The 16,077-nt window shown below is 72.5% G+C and carries 16 protein-coding genes and 1 pseudogene; 7 read left to right on the top strand and 10 right to left on the bottom strand.

What is annotated here, in order from left to right; all coding sequences use genetic code 11:
- Nucleotides 1–139: 139 nt before the first annotated feature.
- From ACFVXK_RS22895 to ACFVXK_RS22875, 5 genes are all read left to right on the top strand, one after another.
- Nucleotides 140–598 (top strand): hypothetical protein, encoded by a 459-nt coding sequence (locus ACFVXK_RS22895; RefSeq protein WP_389614441.1) that lies wholly within the window; start codon nucleotides 140–142, stop codon nucleotides 596–598.
- Entirely contained in the window at nucleotides 595–879 is a 285-nt protein-coding gene (locus ACFVXK_RS22890; RefSeq protein WP_389614439.1) for a DUF6881 domain-containing protein, read from the top strand. The genes ACFVXK_RS22895 and ACFVXK_RS22890 overlap by 4 nt, the downstream gene beginning before the upstream one ends.
- Before the next feature lie 185 nt (nucleotides 880–1,064).
- Entirely contained in the window at nucleotides 1,065–2,213 is a 1,149-nt protein-coding gene (locus ACFVXK_RS22885) for a hypothetical protein (protein ID WP_389614437.1), read from the top strand.
- A gap of 75 nt (nucleotides 2,214–2,288) precedes the next feature.
- Nucleotides 2,289–2,648 carry a colicin immunity domain-containing protein gene (locus ACFVXK_RS22880; RefSeq protein WP_389614435.1) on the top strand — a complete coding sequence of 120 codons (360 nt, stop codon included), beginning with the start codon at nucleotides 2,289–2,291 and terminating at the stop codon, nucleotides 2,646–2,648.
- A 99-nt stretch (nucleotides 2,649–2,747) separates the two neighbouring features.
- On the top strand, nucleotides 2,748–3,809 hold the full coding sequence (locus tag ACFVXK_RS22875; protein WP_389614433.1) for a hypothetical protein: 1,062 nt from the start codon (nucleotides 2,748–2,750) through the stop codon (nucleotides 3,807–3,809).
- On the opposite strand, the gene ACFVXK_RS22870 is transcribed toward ACFVXK_RS22875, so the two are convergent.
- The 5 genes from ACFVXK_RS22870 to ACFVXK_RS22850 all read right to left on the bottom strand — a co-directional run bounded on the left by ACFVXK_RS22870 (nucleotide 3,790) and on the right by ACFVXK_RS22850 (nucleotide 9,039).
- Complete coding sequence (locus tag ACFVXK_RS22870) at nucleotides 3,790–4,224, bottom strand: YdeI/OmpD-associated family protein (protein WP_389614431.1); 435 nt, start codon at nucleotides 4,222–4,224, stop codon at nucleotides 3,790–3,792. The genes ACFVXK_RS22875 and ACFVXK_RS22870 overlap by 20 nt on opposite strands.
- 24 nt (nucleotides 4,225–4,248) lie before the next feature.
- Complete coding sequence (locus ACFVXK_RS22865; RefSeq protein WP_389614429.1) at nucleotides 4,249–4,662, bottom strand: VOC family protein; 414 nt, start codon at nucleotides 4,660–4,662, stop codon at nucleotides 4,249–4,251.
- Nucleotides 4,663–4,792: 130 nt separating this feature from the next.
- Nucleotides 4,793–6,883, bottom strand: coding sequence for a calcium-binding protein (locus ACFVXK_RS22860; protein ID WP_389614427.1), 2,091 nt, complete (start codon nucleotides 6,881–6,883; stop codon nucleotides 4,793–4,795).
- Nucleotides 6,884–7,059: 176 nt separating this feature from the next.
- A complete protein-coding gene (locus ACFVXK_RS22855; RefSeq protein WP_389614425.1) occupies nucleotides 7,060–8,034 on the bottom strand; it encodes an alpha/beta fold hydrolase in 975 nt (324 codons plus the stop codon).
- Nucleotides 8,035–8,346: 312 nt separating this feature from the next.
- The gene (locus ACFVXK_RS22850; protein WP_042820656.1) at nucleotides 8,347–9,039 is read right to left on the bottom strand and encodes a metal-dependent transcriptional regulator; all 693 of its coding nucleotides are present in this window, start codon (nucleotides 9,037–9,039) and stop codon (nucleotides 8,347–8,349) included.
- Nucleotides 9,040–9,298: 259 nt separating this feature from the next.
- Here ACFVXK_RS22850 and ACFVXK_RS22845 point away from each other — a divergent pair, with 259 nt between their 5' ends.
- Nucleotides 9,299–10,054 carry an SIS domain-containing protein gene (locus ACFVXK_RS22845; RefSeq protein WP_389614423.1) on the top strand — a complete coding sequence of 252 codons (756 nt, stop codon included), beginning with the start codon at nucleotides 9,299–9,301 and terminating at the stop codon, nucleotides 10,052–10,054.
- A 42-nt stretch (nucleotides 10,055–10,096) separates the two neighbouring features.
- Here ACFVXK_RS22845 and ACFVXK_RS22840 read toward each other — a convergent pair.
- From ACFVXK_RS22840 to pdxH, 3 genes and pseudogenes are all read right to left on the bottom strand, one after another.
- Nucleotides 10,097–11,402: pseudogene (locus ACFVXK_RS22840) on the bottom strand (PAS domain-containing protein).
- A 128-nt stretch (nucleotides 11,403–11,530) separates the two neighbouring features.
- On the bottom strand, nucleotides 11,531–12,136 hold the full coding sequence (locus tag ACFVXK_RS22835) for a PH domain-containing protein (RefSeq protein WP_389614422.1): 606 nt from the start codon (nucleotides 12,134–12,136) through the stop codon (nucleotides 11,531–11,533).
- A gap of 385 nt (nucleotides 12,137–12,521) precedes the next feature.
- Entirely contained in the window at nucleotides 12,522–13,145 is a 624-nt protein-coding gene (pdxH, locus tag ACFVXK_RS22830) for a pyridoxamine 5'-phosphate oxidase (RefSeq protein ID WP_389614447.1), read from the bottom strand.
- A 239-nt stretch (nucleotides 13,146–13,384) separates the two neighbouring features.
- On the opposite strand from pdxH, the gene ACFVXK_RS22825 reads away from it, so the two are divergent.
- Complete coding sequence (locus tag ACFVXK_RS22825) at nucleotides 13,385–14,500, top strand: citrate synthase 2 (protein WP_389614420.1); 1,116 nt, start codon at nucleotides 13,385–13,387, stop codon at nucleotides 14,498–14,500.
- A gap of 58 nt (nucleotides 14,501–14,558) precedes the next feature.
- Here the strand turns inward: ACFVXK_RS22825 and ACFVXK_RS22820 are convergent, their stop codons facing one another.
- On the bottom strand, nucleotides 14,559–15,230 hold the full coding sequence (locus ACFVXK_RS22820) for a TetR/AcrR family transcriptional regulator (protein ID WP_389614418.1): 672 nt from the start codon (nucleotides 15,228–15,230) through the stop codon (nucleotides 14,559–14,561).
- Nucleotides 15,218–15,958 (bottom strand): enoyl-CoA hydratase family protein, encoded by a 741-nt coding sequence (locus tag ACFVXK_RS22815; RefSeq protein ID WP_389614445.1) that lies wholly within the window; start codon nucleotides 15,956–15,958, stop codon nucleotides 15,218–15,220. The genes ACFVXK_RS22820 and ACFVXK_RS22815 overlap by 13 nt, the downstream gene beginning before the upstream one ends.
- Nucleotides 15,959–16,077: the final 119 nt, after the last annotated feature.

The raw sequence follows: 16,077 nt of genomic DNA, 5'->3' as shown, positions 1-16,077 counted from the left end.
CGACGGTCGCGCGCAAACCCCCGTACTTCCTGCCGGCGGCCAGCATGGGCGGACCCCCCCCCCCCCCCGCCGCTGGGGGGGCGGGGCCCCGGGGCCCGTCACCCCCTGCGGCGTCTCCGCCTCCGTCGAAGGACACGACATGCACACCGGCGACCACAACCTCCTCGAGGTCATCAGAAGCAGCGGCCTCCAGGTGGAGGCGGTCCACGGCGACGCACCGGGCCCGACGGTCGATACGGCCTGGCGTGCCATGGCCGGCTTCAACGTGGAACCCGTCGCGTCCTTCCCGCTGCGGGGAGACCTCACAGGAGCCCATCGGCTGTGGCTGGAGCACGCCCGTCGCCTGGACGTCATCGCCGCCGACGGCTCGTTCCTCGTGACGGCCGTCGTGACCGGAAGCTCCGGGACCGGCTGGGTGCACGTGCGCCTCACCGCCGACGCCGACGTCTCCCAGCTCGTCGACGACCAGGGCCGCATCGAGTTCATCGCCCGCTCCCTGTCCGGGCACCGCATCTGCGGCATCACGGCGGAGGAGTACGACTACTGGGTCGTCGGCATGGCCCTGCCGCACCGCGGAGCGGCGGCCGCGGAGCGATGACGTCGTACGTGAGGCTGCACTGGCACCACGACTCCGCGGAGGACCCGGTCCTGTTCCTCAGCGAACTCGACGCCGACCGCTACGAGATCCGCAGGGTCCAGGCCCACCGGGACGGCCAGCTCGACTGGGCCGACGCCCACCGCGAAACCCCCACGATCGGCCTCGGCCAGGCCCCGGTCCCGGACCTGGCGGAGCTCAACGCCCAGACGGAGTTCCACGCGGAGCCCATCACCGCCACCGACTTCGAAACGGCCTGGACCCGTGCCCGGTACGGGCGTTGACGGGGGATCCTCCATCCCCTCCCCCGCCCGCGACCCACCATGCAAAACTGCGTTCGATGCGAAGGGGGTTGGGGAGTTCAGGGTGGGATTCGACGAGGAGTGGCTCCGACTGCGCACGGAGGGGGCCGGGCGGACCCCACGCCGGCGAGGGCAACTGCCTGACCCACACGGACGAGATCGGCGGCGTGACGGTCTCGGAATACGGAGACTTCGATCTCCTCACCGCCCGCACGGGCCCGGACGGCACCCGTCACACCTTCACCCACGACACCCAGCTCCGCCTCACCGGTGTCACCAACCCCCAGGGCCTCACCTGGCACTACACCTACGACCCGGCCGGCCGCCTCGCCTCGGAAACGGACTTCGACGCCCGCACGACCCCCTCCGGCTCCACGTCTCACTGGACCTACGACACGGCGGGCCGCCGCACCTCCCTCACCACGGCGGGCCGCACCCTGACCTTCGAGCGGGACGCGGCGGGCCAGGAACTGACCCGGACCCTGGGCCCGTCCCTCTCCCTCACCCACGCGTACGACGTGACGGGCCGCCGCACCGCCCAGTCGGTCATCGGCGAGGACGGCCGCACCCTCCAGCGCCGCGGCTACAGCTACCGCGCCGACGGCTACCTGACCGGCATCGACGACTCGCTGACCGGCCCGCGCACCTTCACCCTGGACGCGGCCGCCCGCGTCACGGCGGTCGACGCCGCGAACTGGTCGGAGCGCTACGCGTACGACGAGGCCGGCAACCAGACCACCGCCACCTGGCCGGCCCACCACCCCGGCACGGAAGCCCAGGGCGCCCGCTCCTACACGGGCACCCGCATCACGCACGCCGGCGCGATCCGCTACGAACACGACGCCCTGGGCCGCCGCACATCCAAACAACGCCTCACCGGATCGGGCAAGGTCGCGGAGGAAACCCTCTTCACGTGGGACGGCACGACCCTCTGCGAGGAGTCCACCGGCCGGGTCACCCTGACCTGGACCCACCAGGGCCTGCACCCGATCACCCAGACGGAACGCATCGACCAGTCCGAGGTCGACGACCGCTTCTTCGCGATCGCCACCGACATCATCGGCACCCCCACCCACCTCTTGGCCGAGGACGGCACCACGGCGTGGCACACCCGCACCACCCTGTGGGGCACCACAACCTGGAACCGCACGGCAACCGCCTACACGGAAAAACATGAAGCTTTTCGAAGAGGAGCTTCGGAAACACATGACCGCCCCGGATACAAAAATCTATCGCTTCCACTACCGAAAGGCTGGAGATGCAGCAATCGGGTTCATCGACCCAGAATCTCTGAAAATGGTGATGCTGCGCCCTGACGGAAAGTTCTGGAGCGCGTGGCAACTAAACCCCAGGCAGTTCGCTGACGTAGTACGAAAAGGGTGGCTGTTTTAATGGATGCGGGACAGGGCAACCGATCGGGCGATCGCGCACGACAACGAATGTGGAAGACCGCGAGCTCGGTGCCGCCCGATTCCGCGACGGGTCGCCAACTCGCCCTGATGAAGGATCTGTCCCGTGCGGCCATCTCACCGCAGGACTTCGCCAAGGCATGGCTCGATTCCAGAAGGGCGGCGCTGAGGAGCGAGGAGCGCCTCGGCGAGAGCCTCTCCCGCCAGCTTGATCAAGTCTTCTACGCCTTGGACGACTATCCCATCGACCCAGCGCTGCGGGAGCCGGGAGATGTCACGGAAGGCGAATTGCTGGCAGCTGTGAACGATGCGATCGAAAAAATCGAGCACGCCAGGGATTGATCACACTCGTGGGGGCGCGGTGACAGGCAACGCCCCCGCGGCTTCACTGTGTCGGTGCACGCCCCTCCGGCTGTCAGAGGTGGGGGTTAGCGTCGGGGTATGGCGATCAATGCGGAGTTGCGTGGTTCGGTGGGGCTGTCGGGTGGGGGCGCGCTCGTCGACGGGTTCGCCTTCGAGGGGCGGTGGGGTGGGGCTCGGCGGGGCCTGTTGCGGAACGGGCATGAGCTGGAGGTGTATGACCTCGATGAGCTGCTCGGCGGGGAGCGGGCGCCCGAGGGGGTGTTCCCCGTGCCGTGGGCCGGGTGGGACCGGGGGGTCGACTCCGTGAGTCCCGACGGGGAGTACGTCGTGTTCTCCGGGCAGCGGGCCGTGCGGGCCGTTGGCAGGGGCGGGCTGCTCTGGGAGTACCGGCACGGGTGCTGGGGGCCGGAGTTGGGGCATCCGCACAGTGGGGACGAGCAGGAGGTGTGCCGGGGGCTGGAGCACGGGTCCTGCCGGGTCTCCGACGACGGGCGGACCGTCTGGGCGCACGTCGTGCACGAGGAGCGGGAGCACTGGGTCGTCCTGGACGCCGCCGACGGCCGGGAGCTGGCCCGGCTGCCGCTGGACGACAGCGCGGCGGCCGGCTCGAACCACGTCTCCCACCCGGACGGCATCCACATGGGCCTGTCCATCGGCATGGGCCAGGACGGCATCCTGCTGTACTGGGCACGCTGGGACGGCGAGAAGCTGACCGCCTGGGACCTCAACGAGACCATGGACCGGATCCTGGTCGACGTCCACCCGGGGCACGCGGGCTACCTCACCGTCGAGCACTACGGCACCGACCTGCGCCTGCACACCCTGGACGGCGACGTCCTCACGGCGGCGGAGCCGGAGGCGGACGAGTTCGGGGACCGGCCGTGCTGGGACTACGGCTGCGGCTTCGTCGACGCCGGTACCGTCATCGCCGGGACGGGTGAGGAGAGCGGCGAGGAGGAGACCGCGCACTGGCTGCTCGACGCCCACACCCTGGGGATACGCGGCCGGGTCGACTACCCGGACGGCCCCGTGCCCGGGTACGTCCGCCCCCTCGGCGACGGCACCTGGCTGACCTACGACACCGGGACGCAGACCCTCAGCCGCTGGGGTGAGGCCGCGGTCAGCCCCGCAGGGCGGTGAGGGCCTTCTCGATGCGGCGGAGGCGCGTCTCCGGCCTCTTCGCGCCCTCGATGGCGCGGACGTGCTCGCGCTTGCGGCCGTAGGCCAGGTTGTCCCACGCGGCGCGGGCCGCCCGGTCGGCGTCCAGGGCCTTCGCGAAGTCCGCCGGCTCGACCACTACGCGCGGCTCGGCGTCCAGTTCGAGGTCGACCTCGACCTCCTCGCCGGTCTCCACGCCCGCCGCCTCCCGGTTGGCCCTGCTGAGGCCGAGCAGGTGGCGGCCGCGCAGCAGGGCGATCCGACTCGTCCAGGAGTGGCCGCCCAGCGTGATGGTCACCGGCGGCCGCGCGCCCCCGCCGAGCGCCGCCACCACCTCGGGCGGAACCTCCAGACCCCGCATGGGCTCGGGCGGCTCGACCCGGGTTCGGAACTTCATGGTCCCCTCCTGCTGCGGGCGCGGTTATTCGGCGTACGGCTGGTCGGTGCCCTGGGCGCTGTAGGCGAGGCTCCAGACGTAGCCGTCGGGGTCGGCGAAGGTGCCGCCGTACCCGCCCCACGGCAGGGCTCCGGCGGGCTTGAGGATCTTGGCGCCGGCCTGCTCGGCCTCCGCCATGACCTCGTCGACCCGGGCCTCGCTGCGCACGACGTAGGTCAGGACCAGCCCGCTGAAGCCGCTGCCCTCCGGCTCCGTGCCCACCTGGGCGGCCAGGCCCTCGCGGCCGTAGAAGCCGACGGGCGAGGCGCCGTCCGACTCGAAGAACACCGAGATGCCGAAGTCGCTCTGGACCTTCCAGCCGAGGCCCTCGGTGTAGAACCGCTTGGACGCGTCCATGTCCCGGACGCCGAGGAGGATCGAGCTGACGTGCGCCTTCATGTCCTGCTCCTGGTGGTGTGGTCGGTGCTTGCCTGTGAGAAGAAGGCTAGGAGGCACCGACCGCACCGTGCTTCTCGAATCCTGATCGGTCCGGGTCCGGGTCCCGGTCCGGGTCCCGGCCCCGGTCCCGTCAGGGGCAGCTGATGCGGGTGTCGCCCGGGTCGGTCGTGCAGGTGTCGGTGTTGAAGCCGCCGTCGGCGCGGTCGTTGCCGGAGATCCCGTCGACGGTGTCGAGGCGGTCGTTGCCGTAGGAGCCGGTCAGGGTGTCGTTGCCCGGGCCGCCGATGAGGAGGTCGTCGCCGAAGCCGCCGTCGACGTTGTCGTTGCCGGGGCCGGCGTAGACGGTGTCGTTGCCGTAGCTCGCCCGGACGGTGTCGTTGCCGCTGAGGGCGCAGATGACGTCGTTGCCGTAGCCGCCGTTGAGGGTGTCGGCGCCGCTGGTGCCGATGATCGTGCAGCCGTGGGCGTTGTTGACGGTGCTGGTGGCCGTGGCCGTGTTGTTGGCGGGCGCCGGGTCGGTCTGGGTGGCGGAGGCGGTGGCCTTGTCGGAGAGGGTGCCGGTGGCGCGGGGTTCGGCGGTGAACTTGACGGTGGTCCCGGCGCCGGGGGCGAGGGTGCCGAGGGTGCAGTTGGCCGTGGTGGCGGTGAGGGTGCAGGTGCCCTGGGCGGGGGCGGCGGACAGCAGGGAGCCGGGGCCGGTGAGGGTGTCGGCCAGGGTGACGCCGGTGGCGGTGGTGGTGGTGCTCGTGTTGGTGACGGTCACGGTGTACGTGGCCTGGTCGCCGATGCTGACGGAGGCCGGGCCGCTCTTGGTGACGGCCAGGTCCACGCCGGGCGGGGGCGGCGGGGTGAGCGCCTGGTACCGGACGAGGCCGCGGTCGTCGCCGGTGTTGCCGGAGACGACGATCTTTCCGTCGGACTGGAGGGCGACCGCGTTGGCGGTGTCGAAGTAGCCGAAGGAGACGTCGGTGTGGACCTTGCCGCCGGTGCCGAAGCCGGTGTCCAGGGAGCCGTTGGTGTTGTAGCGGGCCACGCCGAAGTCGGCTTGGCTGATGCCCGCGGCGACGATCTTCCCGTCGGGCTGGAGGGCCAGATCGGCGGCTCCGTCCACGGTGTTGGTGCCGAAGTCGGTGGTGACCTTGCCGTCGCCGTCGAAGGCGGTGTCCAGGCTGCCGTCGGCGGGGTTGTAGCGGGCCAGGGCGAAGTCGAAGCCGGCGTTGCCCGCCGTGACGATCTTCCCGTCGGGCTGGATCTTGACCCCCTTGGCCACGTCGGGCCCGGTGAAGCCGGTGGTGACCCGGCCGTCGCCGTCGAAGGTGGTGTCGAGGCTGCCGTCCGGGTTGTAGCGGGCCAGGGCGAAGTCGGAGTCGTTGGAGGGGTAGTTGTAGCCGGAACGGCCCGCGATGACGATCTTGTTGTCGGACGGCTGGAGCGTCACGTCGTACGCGCTCGCGGAGCCGCCGGGGAAGCCGGTCGTCACCTTGCCGCCGGAGCCGAAGCTCGTGTCGAGGCTGCCGTCGACGGCGTTGTAACGGGCCACGGCGACGTCGGTGCCGCTCTCGCCCGCGGCCACGATGGCGCCGCCGGGCTGGATCACGACCGCGTAGGCCCCCTGCGGGCCGCCGCCGGTGCCGAAGTCGGTGACGGCGAAGCCGTCGCCGTCGAAGCCGGTGTCGAGGCTGCCGTCCGGGTTGAAGCGGGCGACGGTGAACGAACCGGCGGCGTCGGGCTCCGCGCTGTAGCCGGCCACGACGAGCTTCCCGTCCGGCTGCAGCGCCACCGCGGCGGCGGAGTCGTCGCCGCCGCGCAGGTCGCTCGTGATCCTGCCGTCGGTGTCACCGTCGCCGTTGAAGGTGGGGTCGAGGCTGCCGTCGGGGTTGTAGCGGGCCAGCGCGACGTCGGAGTAACCGCCCGCCGCGGGGACCGTACTGCCGACGGTGACGATCTTGCCGTCCGGCTGGATCACCATGCCGCTGCTGTCGTCGAAGCCGCCGCCACCGAAGTCGGTGACGACCTTGCCGTCCCCGTCGAAGGCCGGATCGAGGTCGCCCGGTGCGCCGAGGGCGGTCGCGGGCAGGGCCAGGACGAGTGCCAGGCCGGCGGCGACGGCGATCGCGGCGGCCCTGCGGCGCCGCCCCCTCCCGCCGCCGGAGGGCGACGGGGGCGGGGAGGCCGGGGTGGAGGGGAGGAGGAACGTGGACCTGGACGGGGACGTGGACATGGAGACCCTTCGTCTGCTCACCGCCGGCGTGCAGCGCCCCGGCGGCTCCCACGGGACAGGCCACAGCCTGTTGGGGCCGCCGCGGCCGGGCACGTACGGCGGGCCGCGCTGCGCTCACTGGAGGGCCGCGATCCACCCCATCGGGTGAGCGGCGCACCGGCAAAGGGTCCGTCGGGTCATCTGGAGGCCATGCCCGAGACCCCTTCCAGGAACGGTTCCAGCGCCGCGCGCAGGGCGGTCGGCTGGTCGTAGTGGACGTAGTGGCCCGCGTCGGGGATCTCGGCGTACTGGCCGGCCGGGAGGACGCGGACCATCTCCTGCGCCTCCGCGCGGCCCAGTTCGCCGTCGAGGCCGCGGACGACGAGGGTGGGGCAGCGGACCTGGGCGAGCTCCTCCCAGTGGGCGTCGTGCACCCAGGTCTCGCGGGCCGTCAGCATCTGCCGGCGGGAGAAGAGGGGCCGCCAGCCGTCCGGGGCCTGGTGCATCACCTCGGCGAAGAAGGCTCCGCGGCCGGGGTCGGGGCGCTCCACCCGGGGGTCGTCCTCACCGAACCAGCGGCGGGCGGCGTCCTGCGTGGGGAAGGGGAGCGGCCAGCGGCGGAACCATTCCTCCCATTCCTGCTGGGAGGCCTCGCCGAGCGCGGAGGCCCGCATGTCGCAGATCACCAGGGCCTGCACGAGGTCGGGGCGGCGGGCGGCGAGCTGCCAGCCGGTGAGGGCGCCCATGGAGTGGCCGATGAGGACGACCGGGCCGAGGCCGAGCTGCTCGACGGCCGCCTCGGCGTCGGCCACGAAGGCCTCACGGCCGAGGGAGTGGGGCGGGGCTCCGGGCAGGGGCGGCGGGGCGCCGAAGCCGGTCGGGCCGCTCAGGCCCCGCAGTCCGCCCGTCCCGCCCGTCCCGCCCGTCCCGCCGGGGCCGCCGGGGCCGTTCGTCACCGGGTGCCCGCTCTGGCCGTGCCCGCGCTGGTCCAGGGCCACCACGCGGCGGTGCTCGGCCAGCCAGCTCGCGGTGCCGGCCCAGTGGAAGGCCCGGCCCATCAGACCGTGCAGTAACAGGACCGCCGGTTGCCGGGGCTCGGCGGGCGGATCGCGGAACTCCCAGGCGGCCAGTCGGACGCCGTCGGCTGCAGTGACATCGATGCGCTGAACCACCGAGGATGCACCCCCTTCGCTCCCGGCCAGACTATCGAACCCGTATTCGAAAACGGGCGTCTCGCCGACAACACCGCTCTTTCGAGTGACCTTGCTCAAGGATTGGCCGCCGCTGCCGATGGAGATCCTTTCAGCAGGGAGGCGGACCGCTCGGGGAAGACGGTCCGAAGGGGATGACCTTGAGAGCTCGGGGCTCCAGGTCAGCCAGGGGAGGACGGTCCCGGCGCCGCGAGGCGCCGGGACCACTCGTCTTCAGGGAACTCTTCAGGGAACCGCGAAAGCCGGATCGGGGGCGCGCCCCCGCGTCAGCCGTCAGCGCTTGGCGACGAACACGTGCGAGGCGATGTCCGCGTCCAGCTCGGCGGCCTCGCCGCCGCTGCCGACCAGCACCCCGCCCGGGGATTCCGTCACGCTCACCACGGAGCCGGGCTGCACGCCCGCGCGACGCAGCGTGTACATCAGCTGGGCGTCCGTCTGGATCGGCTCGCCGATCCGCCGGACGACCACCGTCTTGCCCTCGCTGCCCGGGTCCAGGTCCGACAGGCTGACCATGCCGTCCTCGATGAACGGGTCGGCCTCGGCCTTCTCGCCCAACTCCTCCAGGCCCGGGATCGGGTTCCCGTAGGGGGACTCGGTCGGGTGGCGCAGCAGCTCCAGGACGCGCCGCTCCACCGCCTCGCTCATCACGTGCTCCCAGCGGCAGGCCTCGGCGTGCACCTGCTCCCACTCCAGGCCGATGACGTCGACGAGCAGGCACTCCGCGAGGCGGTGCTTGCGCATCACGCGGGTCGCGAGCTTGCGGCCCTCGTCGGTGAGCTCCAGGTGCCGGTCGCTGGCGACCGCCACCAGGCCGTCGCGCTCCATGCGCGCCACCGTCTGGCTCACCGTGGGCCCGCTCTGGTCCAGCCGCTCGGCGATCCGGGCGCGCATGGGGACCACGCCTTCCTCTTCCAGCTCGAGGATGGTGCGGAGATACATCTCCGTGGTATCGATCAGTCCGGACATTCGTGCCCCTCGGATTGCGTGCGCTGGCCCTGTCCCCAATTCTGACGCATCGGGCCGACAACCGTCCCGCGCCTGACGTCAAGGCATGTACGGGACATCTCCCCGGGACGCCGGGCCGGCGCCCGGGACCCCTGGTGCGCAGGGCTTCCGTCCCGGGATTGACGGCCGTATTGACACGTCCTTGGTCCAGACCGCACGGTGAGCGGCGGACCACCGACGACGCATCCACCGCACCCCACCCTGGAAGGGCCTTCGGCGTATGAGCGAGAGCAAGCTGGCCGGGCAGTTCTTCGACGCCGCCATCGGCCTGCTGGAGCGGGTGCGGGACGAGGAGGGCGCGCGGATCGCCGAGGCCGGGACCGTCATCGCCGAGGCCGTGGCCTCGGGGAACCGGCTGTTCGCCTTCGGCGCCGGGCACTCCTCGCTGCCCGCGCAGGACGTGGTGTACCGGGCCGGCGGGCTGGCCCTGATGAACTTCCTCGCGGTGCCGGGCACGGCCGGCGTGGACGTCATGCCGGCCACGCTGGGCAGCGCGCTGGAGCGGGTCGACGGGCTCGCCGGGGCGGTCCTGGACAGCAGCCCGGCCTCCGACGGGGATGTGCTGGTCGTCATCTCGCTCTCCGGACGCAATGCACTGCCGGTCGAGATGGCGATGAACGCGCGGGCGCTGGGGCTGAAGGTGATCGGCGTGACGTCGGTGGCGTACGCGACGGAGACGAAGTCACGGCACGTGTCGGGCACCTACCTGAAGGACCACTGCGACATCGTCCTCGACAGCAAGATCGCGGTCGGGGACGCGGAGCTGACGGCGGACGGCATCGAGGCGCCGTTCGCCCCCGCGTCGACGGTGGTGACGAGCGCGATCATGCAGGCGGTGATGGCGGCGGCGGCCGGGGAGCTGGCCGCGCGGGGGGTGGAGCCGCCGTTGCTGCGGTCGGGGAACGTCGACGGCGGGCACGAGTGGAACGGGCGGGTGATGCGGGAGTACGGGGACCGGATCTTCTTCCGGCACTGACGCCGCCGTCTCCCCGCGCGGCGGCGCCCTCGGCGGCGGACCTCACGGCCCCAGGAGGTCCAGGTCGGACGCCACCCGGGCCGCCACCTCCTCCGCGTACGTCGCGTCCGTGCGGTCGAACGCGGGACGCGACGGGCCGCGGACGAAGGTCAGGATGCCCAGGGTGCGGCCGCGGCTGCGCAGGACCGTGCTCAGGGCGTGGGCGGCCCCCGGGGGCCACTGGCGGGCCCGGGCCCAGCCCTCCGCCGCCTCGCTGCCCGGCGCCCCCGGCGCACTGGCGCGCACCGGGCCGATCCGGTCCAGTGCCTGGAGCGCCGGGTGGGCGGCCTCGTACCGGACCGGGATCGCGCCCGGACCGGGGAGGACCAGGGCCAGCCCCGACGGGGACACCGCCGAGCGGACCAGCCGCCGCCCGTCCCCGGCGACCACGTCGACCAGCGCGTGCTCCGCGAACCCGGCCAGCGCGAAGTCCAGCCGTACGGCCGCCGCCTCCGCCGGGTCCACGCACTCGGCGGCGGCCCGCCCGGTGCAGCTGGTTGGACCGGAACCGCACCTGCCCGGCGTCCAGCTCGGCCCGCCGGGCCTCGGTGACGTCCTGGAACAGCCACCCGACGCCCAGCGGCACCGGCTCCTCCGCGAGCGGCGAGGCCAGCCGCAGGAACCCGCACCGCCAGCAGCGCCGCCGCTCCCCCTCCGGGGTCCGCACCGTCACCCACAGTTCCACCGGCCCCGGCGGCGCCCCCTCGGCCAGCACGTGCGTGAGCGCCCCCTCCAGCTCCTCGACGCCCTGGGACAGCAGCTCGCCGAGCGGGCGCCCGAGCAGCGTCGTGCGGCCGGAGCCGAAGGCGCGGGCCGCCTCCGCGTTGACCACCGCCGGGCGCAGGTCCACGTCGACCAGGACGACCCCCCAGGAGGCGTCGTCCATCAGCGCCTCGCTGAGGGCGATGGAGCGTTCCAGGTCGATCTGGGCGTGGACCTCGCTGAAGGCGCAGTAGACCCCGGCCGGCTTCCCGTCGGCACCCGGCACCCCGGCGGACTGGGTCCGTACGAGGATCCGTCCGCCCTCCTTGGTCACCAAGGGGAACTCGTGCACCTGGCGGCCCGGCGCGTCCTGCGCCGACATCAGCCGTTCCTGCACGTCGTCCGCGTCGGCGGCCCGCACCGCCCAGCCCGCGAACCCGCGCCGGCCCACCGCCTCGGCGGCGCTCCAGCCGAGGATCCGCTCGGCCTCGCGGTTCCAGTGCGTGATCACGCCGTCGGAGTCGAACGCGCACAGGGCGGCGTCCATCCCGTCGAGCAGCGCTGCGAGCAGATCGTCGGTGGTCTCACCACGTCCGGAAGCACTCACCTGGCACCCCCTGCAGGTGTTCGCGTGTGCGGCACGTCAGATCATTGAACTGGAACGTGACCCAGGCCACACGCGGTTCTCGGATTCCTCCCGGAATGTCCGATGAGGGCGCCGGCTCCCCGCGAACCTCAGGTGCTCACGACCATGACGACCATCGCGATGACGAAGAGTACGAAGAAGATCCCGCACCCCCAGAACGTCGCCTTCATCACCCGCCCCTCGCGCACCGCCTGCCGCTCCATGCGCCCGCGCGCCTGCGGGTCCGGCGCCCAGTCGGGCCCCCGTAGCTCCTCCCAGGCGGCCCGGATCACGGCGATCTCGCGCGCGACGTCCACGTGGTTGTCGTCCACGTACATCAGCTGGACGCGGCGGCCCTCGCCGTCGTAGGCGTACGAGATCAGGGTGGGCTGGTTCTGCCCCATGGCGGCGCTCGGGTTGCGCACGGCCCGGATCTCCTGGATGTCCTCCCAGGCCAGCCGCCTGCTCCCGGTGAACCGGCGGACCCGGATCCCCTTGAGGTCGGCGGAGGTCGCACAGCGCTTGGAGGCCCACACCAGCCAGCCGAAGAGGACCAGGACGGCGGCCATGACCACCAGCTTCACCGCGCCGGGGACGTCGTCCAGGTTCAGCACGGACAGGGCTATGCCCGGCAGCCCGACGCCCACCGCCACGTAGACGGCGGTCATCTGCTGGGACCGGATCCGGTAGTCGCGCGGCAGCATCTCGGCGCCCATGGCACCCCTCCCCCGGTGGCGGACGGCCAGTGTAGGGAGTAACTCACCCCCGGGACAGGGCAGTTGCCGCACTCCGCGCGGAACCCGATAAATAAGTTGAGGGCCCCCCGGAGGGGGCCTAGGCTCTGCCGTACACGAGAAGGGAGGTGGTTCCCGAAATGTACGGAAACCGGACGCGTGAGGTGGCTGCGGGCTAAGGGCCCGTCGTCAGCAACGCACCCAGTGCGGTGCCCGGCGGAAGCTAGCCGCCCGGTGCCAATCCCAAGCAGTCACCCGACCCGCGGGCTCGCCGGCACGTCCGGCCGGCTCCTCTCACTGCAGGAGAGGAACCCGAGCCCGCGGGTCGCCTGCTTTTCCGCGGCCCCTCAGGGGCACAGGCGGCCCCTCAGGGGCACAGGCGCTCGACCCGCCACTTCTCCCCGTCGAGTACGTACCGCAGCCGGTCGTGCAGCCGGTTCTCGTGCCCCTGCCAGAACTCCAGCGCGTCGGGCACCACCCGCAGCCCGCCCCACTCCGGCGGCACCGGCACCTGCTCGCCCTCCGGGTAGCGCTCCGCCAGCTCCGCGTAACGGCGGTCCAGCTCCGCGCGCGAACCGATCACCCGGGACTGCTCGCTCGCCCACGCCCCCAGCTGGGAGCCGTGCGGCCGGGAGCGGAAGTAGGCGGCCGTCTCGTCACGGCCGACCCGGGCCGCCCGGCCCGTCACGATCACCTGGCGGGCGATCGGATGCCAGGGGAAGAGGAGCGAGACGTACGGGTTCTCCTCGATCTCGCGCGCCTTGCGGGAGCCGTAATTGGTGAAGAACACGAAGCCCCGCGAGTCGAACTGCTTCAGCAGCACGGTGCGGGAACTGGGCCGGCCCCCGGCGGTCGCGGTCGAGACGACCATCGCGTTCGGCTCGAAGAGGTCCGAGTCGGCGGCCTGCTGGAACCACCGGGCGAACTGCGCCATCGGGTCCTCGGCGAGACCCGCCTCCTCGACGATCTCGGAGCGGTACTGCTGGCGCATGGCGGCGGGGTCAATGTCCTGATCGGTCACGACGCCATCCTGCCGCAGCAACCCGACGGCGGGTGTGCCGTATGTCACGCTTCCGAAGGTCCGGTGGAACGGACAAAATCTTGGGGCCGGTCCGAGGGTCCCCGCACGGATGACCATCGGCCGTGCCGGGCATCAACGGTGATGACCGCGCCGGACCGCGAATCACGCCGGGAACCGCGCGTGTTCGCACTATCTGAGGGAGCCGCCGCATGTCCGACTTCGTACCCGGACTCGAAGGGGTCGTCGCGTTCGAGACGGAGATCGCCGAACCCGACAAGGAAGGCGGAGCGCTCCGCTACCGCGGGGTCGACATCGAAGACCTCGTGGGCCACGTCTCCTTCGGGAACGTCTGGGGGCTGCTGGTCGACGGCGCCTTCAACCCCGGCCTGCCGGCCGCCGAACCCTTCCCGATCCCGGTCCACTCCGGTGACATCCGCGTCGACGTGCAGTCCGCGCTCGCCATGCTCGCGCCCGTCTGGGGCCTCAAACCGCTCCTCGACATCGACGAGCGAACCGCCCGCGACGACCTCGCGCGGGCCGCCGTCATGGCCCTCTCGTACGTCGCCCAGTCCGCCCGCGGCCAGGGCCTGCCGATGGTGCCCCAGCGGGAGATCGACAAGGCCGAGTCCGTGGTCGAACGGTTCATGATCCGCTGGCGCGGCGAGCCCGACCCCAAGCACGTCAAGGCCGTCGACGCCTACTGGACCTCGGCCGCCGAGCACGGCATGAACGCCTCCACCTTCACCGCCCGCGTCATCGCCTCCACCGGCGCCGACGTCGCCGCCGCCCTGTCGGGCGCCGTCGGCGCCATGTCCGGGCCCCTGCACGGCGGCGCGCCCTCCCGCGTCCTCGGCATGATCGAGGAGATCGAGCGCACCGGCGACGCCGAGGCGTACGTGAAGAAGGCCCTCGACAAGGGCGAGCGCCTCATGGGCTTCGGCCACCGCGTCTACCGCGCCGAGGACCCCCGCGCCCGCGTCCTGCGGCGCACCGCCAAGGAGCTGGACGCCCCGCGCTACGAGGTGGCCGCCGCCCTGGAGAAGGCCGCCCTGGAGGAGCTGCACGCCCGCCGCCCCGACCGGGTGCTCGCGACCAACGTGGAGTTCTGGGCCGCGATCATGCTGGACTTCGCGGAGGTCCCGGCGCACATGTTCACCTCCATGTTCAGCTGCGCCCGCACGGCCGGCTGGTCCGCGCACATCCTGGAGCAGAAGCGCACGGGCCGCCTGGTCCGCCCCTCGGCCCGCTACATCGGCCCGGGGCGGCGCGACCCGCGTGACATCGAGGGCTACTCCACCATCACGGACATCGCGGCCACGGCCTGACGGCCCCGCGCTCGTAGGGTGCCGCACCCCGTACCGGGGTGCGGCACCCTTCTCCTCGTCAGCCCAGCGCGGCGTCGATGATCCGCGACCACTGGGCGACGACCCGCTCCCGGCGGGCCGTGTCGTCGGTCAGCACGTTCGCCAGGCCCAGGCCCCGGGCCATGTCGAGGAAGCCCTGCACGGTCTCCCGTACGCCCGGCGCCGACTCGTCCGCGCCCAGCAGCTCGACCGCGATGCGGTGGGTCTCCCGGCCGACCCTGGCCTCCAGCTCGGTGACCTGGGGCCGCAGCTGCTCCTCGTTGGACGCGGCCACCCACAGCTGGAGCGCGGCCCGGAACAGGGCCCCGGTGTAGAGGTCGACCAGCGCCTCCAGCACCGCCGGCCTGGGCGCGGGGGCGGCCTGGAACAGCTCCCGCAGGGCGGTGGAGCGTTCCTCGGAGACGTACTCGACGGCGGCGGTGAAGAGGGACTCCCGGGTGGGGAAGTGGTGCTGGGCCGCACCGCGCGACACCCCGGCCCGCTCGGCGACCACGGCGACGGTGGACCCCGCCCAGCCGTGCTCGGCGAGGCAGGAGACCGCCGCCTCCAGCAGGTGCCGCCGGGTGACCCGGCTGCGGGCCTGCTTGGGGAGGCCGCGGAAGGGGGTGGTGCGGGTGCGGGAGCGGGTTCCGGTGGTGCGGGGCCCGCCGGTGCGGGGTTCGCCGGCCTCGGCGTCGGTCAGCGCACCCATGACGGGTCCCGGCGCTCGAAGCGGGCGGTGATGCCCTCGCGGGCCTCGGCGGAGGCGAAGAGTCGCGCGGAGAGTTCCGTCAGGCGGTCGCCGTCGCGGTCCAGGGCTTCCCGCACACCGGCGGCCACCATCGCCTTGGTCTCCGCGAGGGCCTGCGGGGAGGCCTTGCGCAGCCCGTCGAGGACGGGCGCGAGGGCGGTGTCGGGGTCTCCGGCGGTGTGGAGGGTGAGCAGCCCTATGCGGGTGGCCTCGGCGGCGTCGAAGGGTTCGGCGGTCAGGAAGTAGCGGGAGGCCGCGCGGGGGTCGAGGCGGGGCAGCAGGGTCATGGAGATCACGGCCGGGGCCAGGCCGAGGTGGGTCTCGGTGAAGGCGTACGAGGACTGCGGCCCGGCGGCGGCGATGTCGCAGGCGCCGAGGAGGCCGAGGCCGCCGGCGCGGACGTGTCCGGTGACGCGGGCGACGACCGGCTTGGCGAGCGTGGTGAGCTCGCGCAGCAGGGCGAGGAAGTCCGCGGGGTCGCAGGGTGACTTGAGGTCGGCGCCGGCGCAGAAGGTGTTGCCGGTGTGGGTGAGGAGCACCGCGCGGGTGTCGGCGTCCTCGGCGGCCGCGGCGAGTGCGGCGCGCAGCTCGGCGACGAGCTGCGCGGAGAGCGCGTTGCGGTTGGCCGGGGAGTCGAGGGTGAGGGTGGTGATGCCGGTCGCCTGGGCGGCGTGCACGAGTGGGGCCATGTCTGCTTCCTGTTCGGTGAGCGTTACTGCTCGGATCGGATGATTCGCTCTCCGCACAGAGGTGCTGGAGTCCTGGACCGGCAGTCTGGTCCGCAGGCGATCTCGTTCCTGGATGATCT

The sequence above is a fragment of the Streptomyces sp. NPDC058157 genome (genome assembly GCF_042884105.1).
Classification (GTDB): Bacteria; Actinomycetota; Actinomycetes; order Streptomycetales; family Streptomycetaceae; genus Streptomyces.
Note: the sequence above shows the minus strand (reverse complement) of the source record. Positions and strands in the feature narration are given on the sequence as shown.

Coding starts and splice junctions, on each gene's coding strand:
- ACFVXK_RS22865 (WP_389614429.1), bottom strand. CDS start 4,662: ATGAAGGCGCACGTCAGCTCGATCCTCCTCGGCGTCCGGGACATGGAC.
- ACFVXK_RS22860 (WP_389614427.1), bottom strand. CDS start 6,883: ATGTCCACGTCCCCGTCCAGGTCCACGTTCCTCCTCCCCTCCACCCCG.
- ACFVXK_RS22820 (WP_389614418.1), bottom strand. CDS start 15,230: ATGGGTGCGCTGACCGACGCCGAGGCCGGCGAACCCCGCACCGGCGGG.
- ACFVXK_RS22815 (WP_389614445.1), bottom strand. CDS start 15,958: ATGGCCCCACTCGTGCACGCCGCCCAGGCGACCGGCATCACCACCCTC.
- ACFVXK_RS22875 (WP_389614433.1), top strand. CDS start 2,748: ATGGCGATCAATGCGGAGTTGCGTGGTTCGGTGGGGCTGTCGGGTGGG.
- ACFVXK_RS22870 (WP_389614431.1), bottom strand. CDS start 4,224: ATGAAGTTCCGAACCCGGGTCGAGCCGCCCGAGCCCATGCGGGGTCTG.
- ACFVXK_RS22845 (WP_389614423.1), top strand. CDS start 9,299: ATGAGCGAGAGCAAGCTGGCCGGGCAGTTCTTCGACGCCGCCATCGGC.
- ACFVXK_RS22880 (WP_389614435.1), top strand. CDS start 2,289: ATGGATGCGGGACAGGGCAACCGATCGGGCGATCGCGCACGACAACGA.
- ACFVXK_RS22825 (WP_389614420.1), top strand. CDS start 13,385: ATGTCCGACTTCGTACCCGGACTCGAAGGGGTCGTCGCGTTCGAGACG.
- ACFVXK_RS22835 (WP_389614422.1), bottom strand. CDS start 12,136: ATGGGCGCCGAGATGCTGCCGCGCGACTACCGGATCCGGTCCCAGCAG.
- ACFVXK_RS22890 (WP_389614439.1), top strand. CDS start 595: ATGACGTCGTACGTGAGGCTGCACTGGCACCACGACTCCGCGGAGGAC.
- pdxH (WP_389614447.1), bottom strand. CDS start 13,145: ATGCGCCAGCAGTACCGCTCCGAGATCGTCGAGGAGGCGGGTCTCGCC.
- ACFVXK_RS22895 (WP_389614441.1), top strand. CDS start 140: ATGCACACCGGCGACCACAACCTCCTCGAGGTCATCAGAAGCAGCGGC.
- ACFVXK_RS22850 (WP_042820656.1), bottom strand. CDS start 9,039: ATGTCCGGACTGATCGATACCACGGAGATGTATCTCCGCACCATCCTC.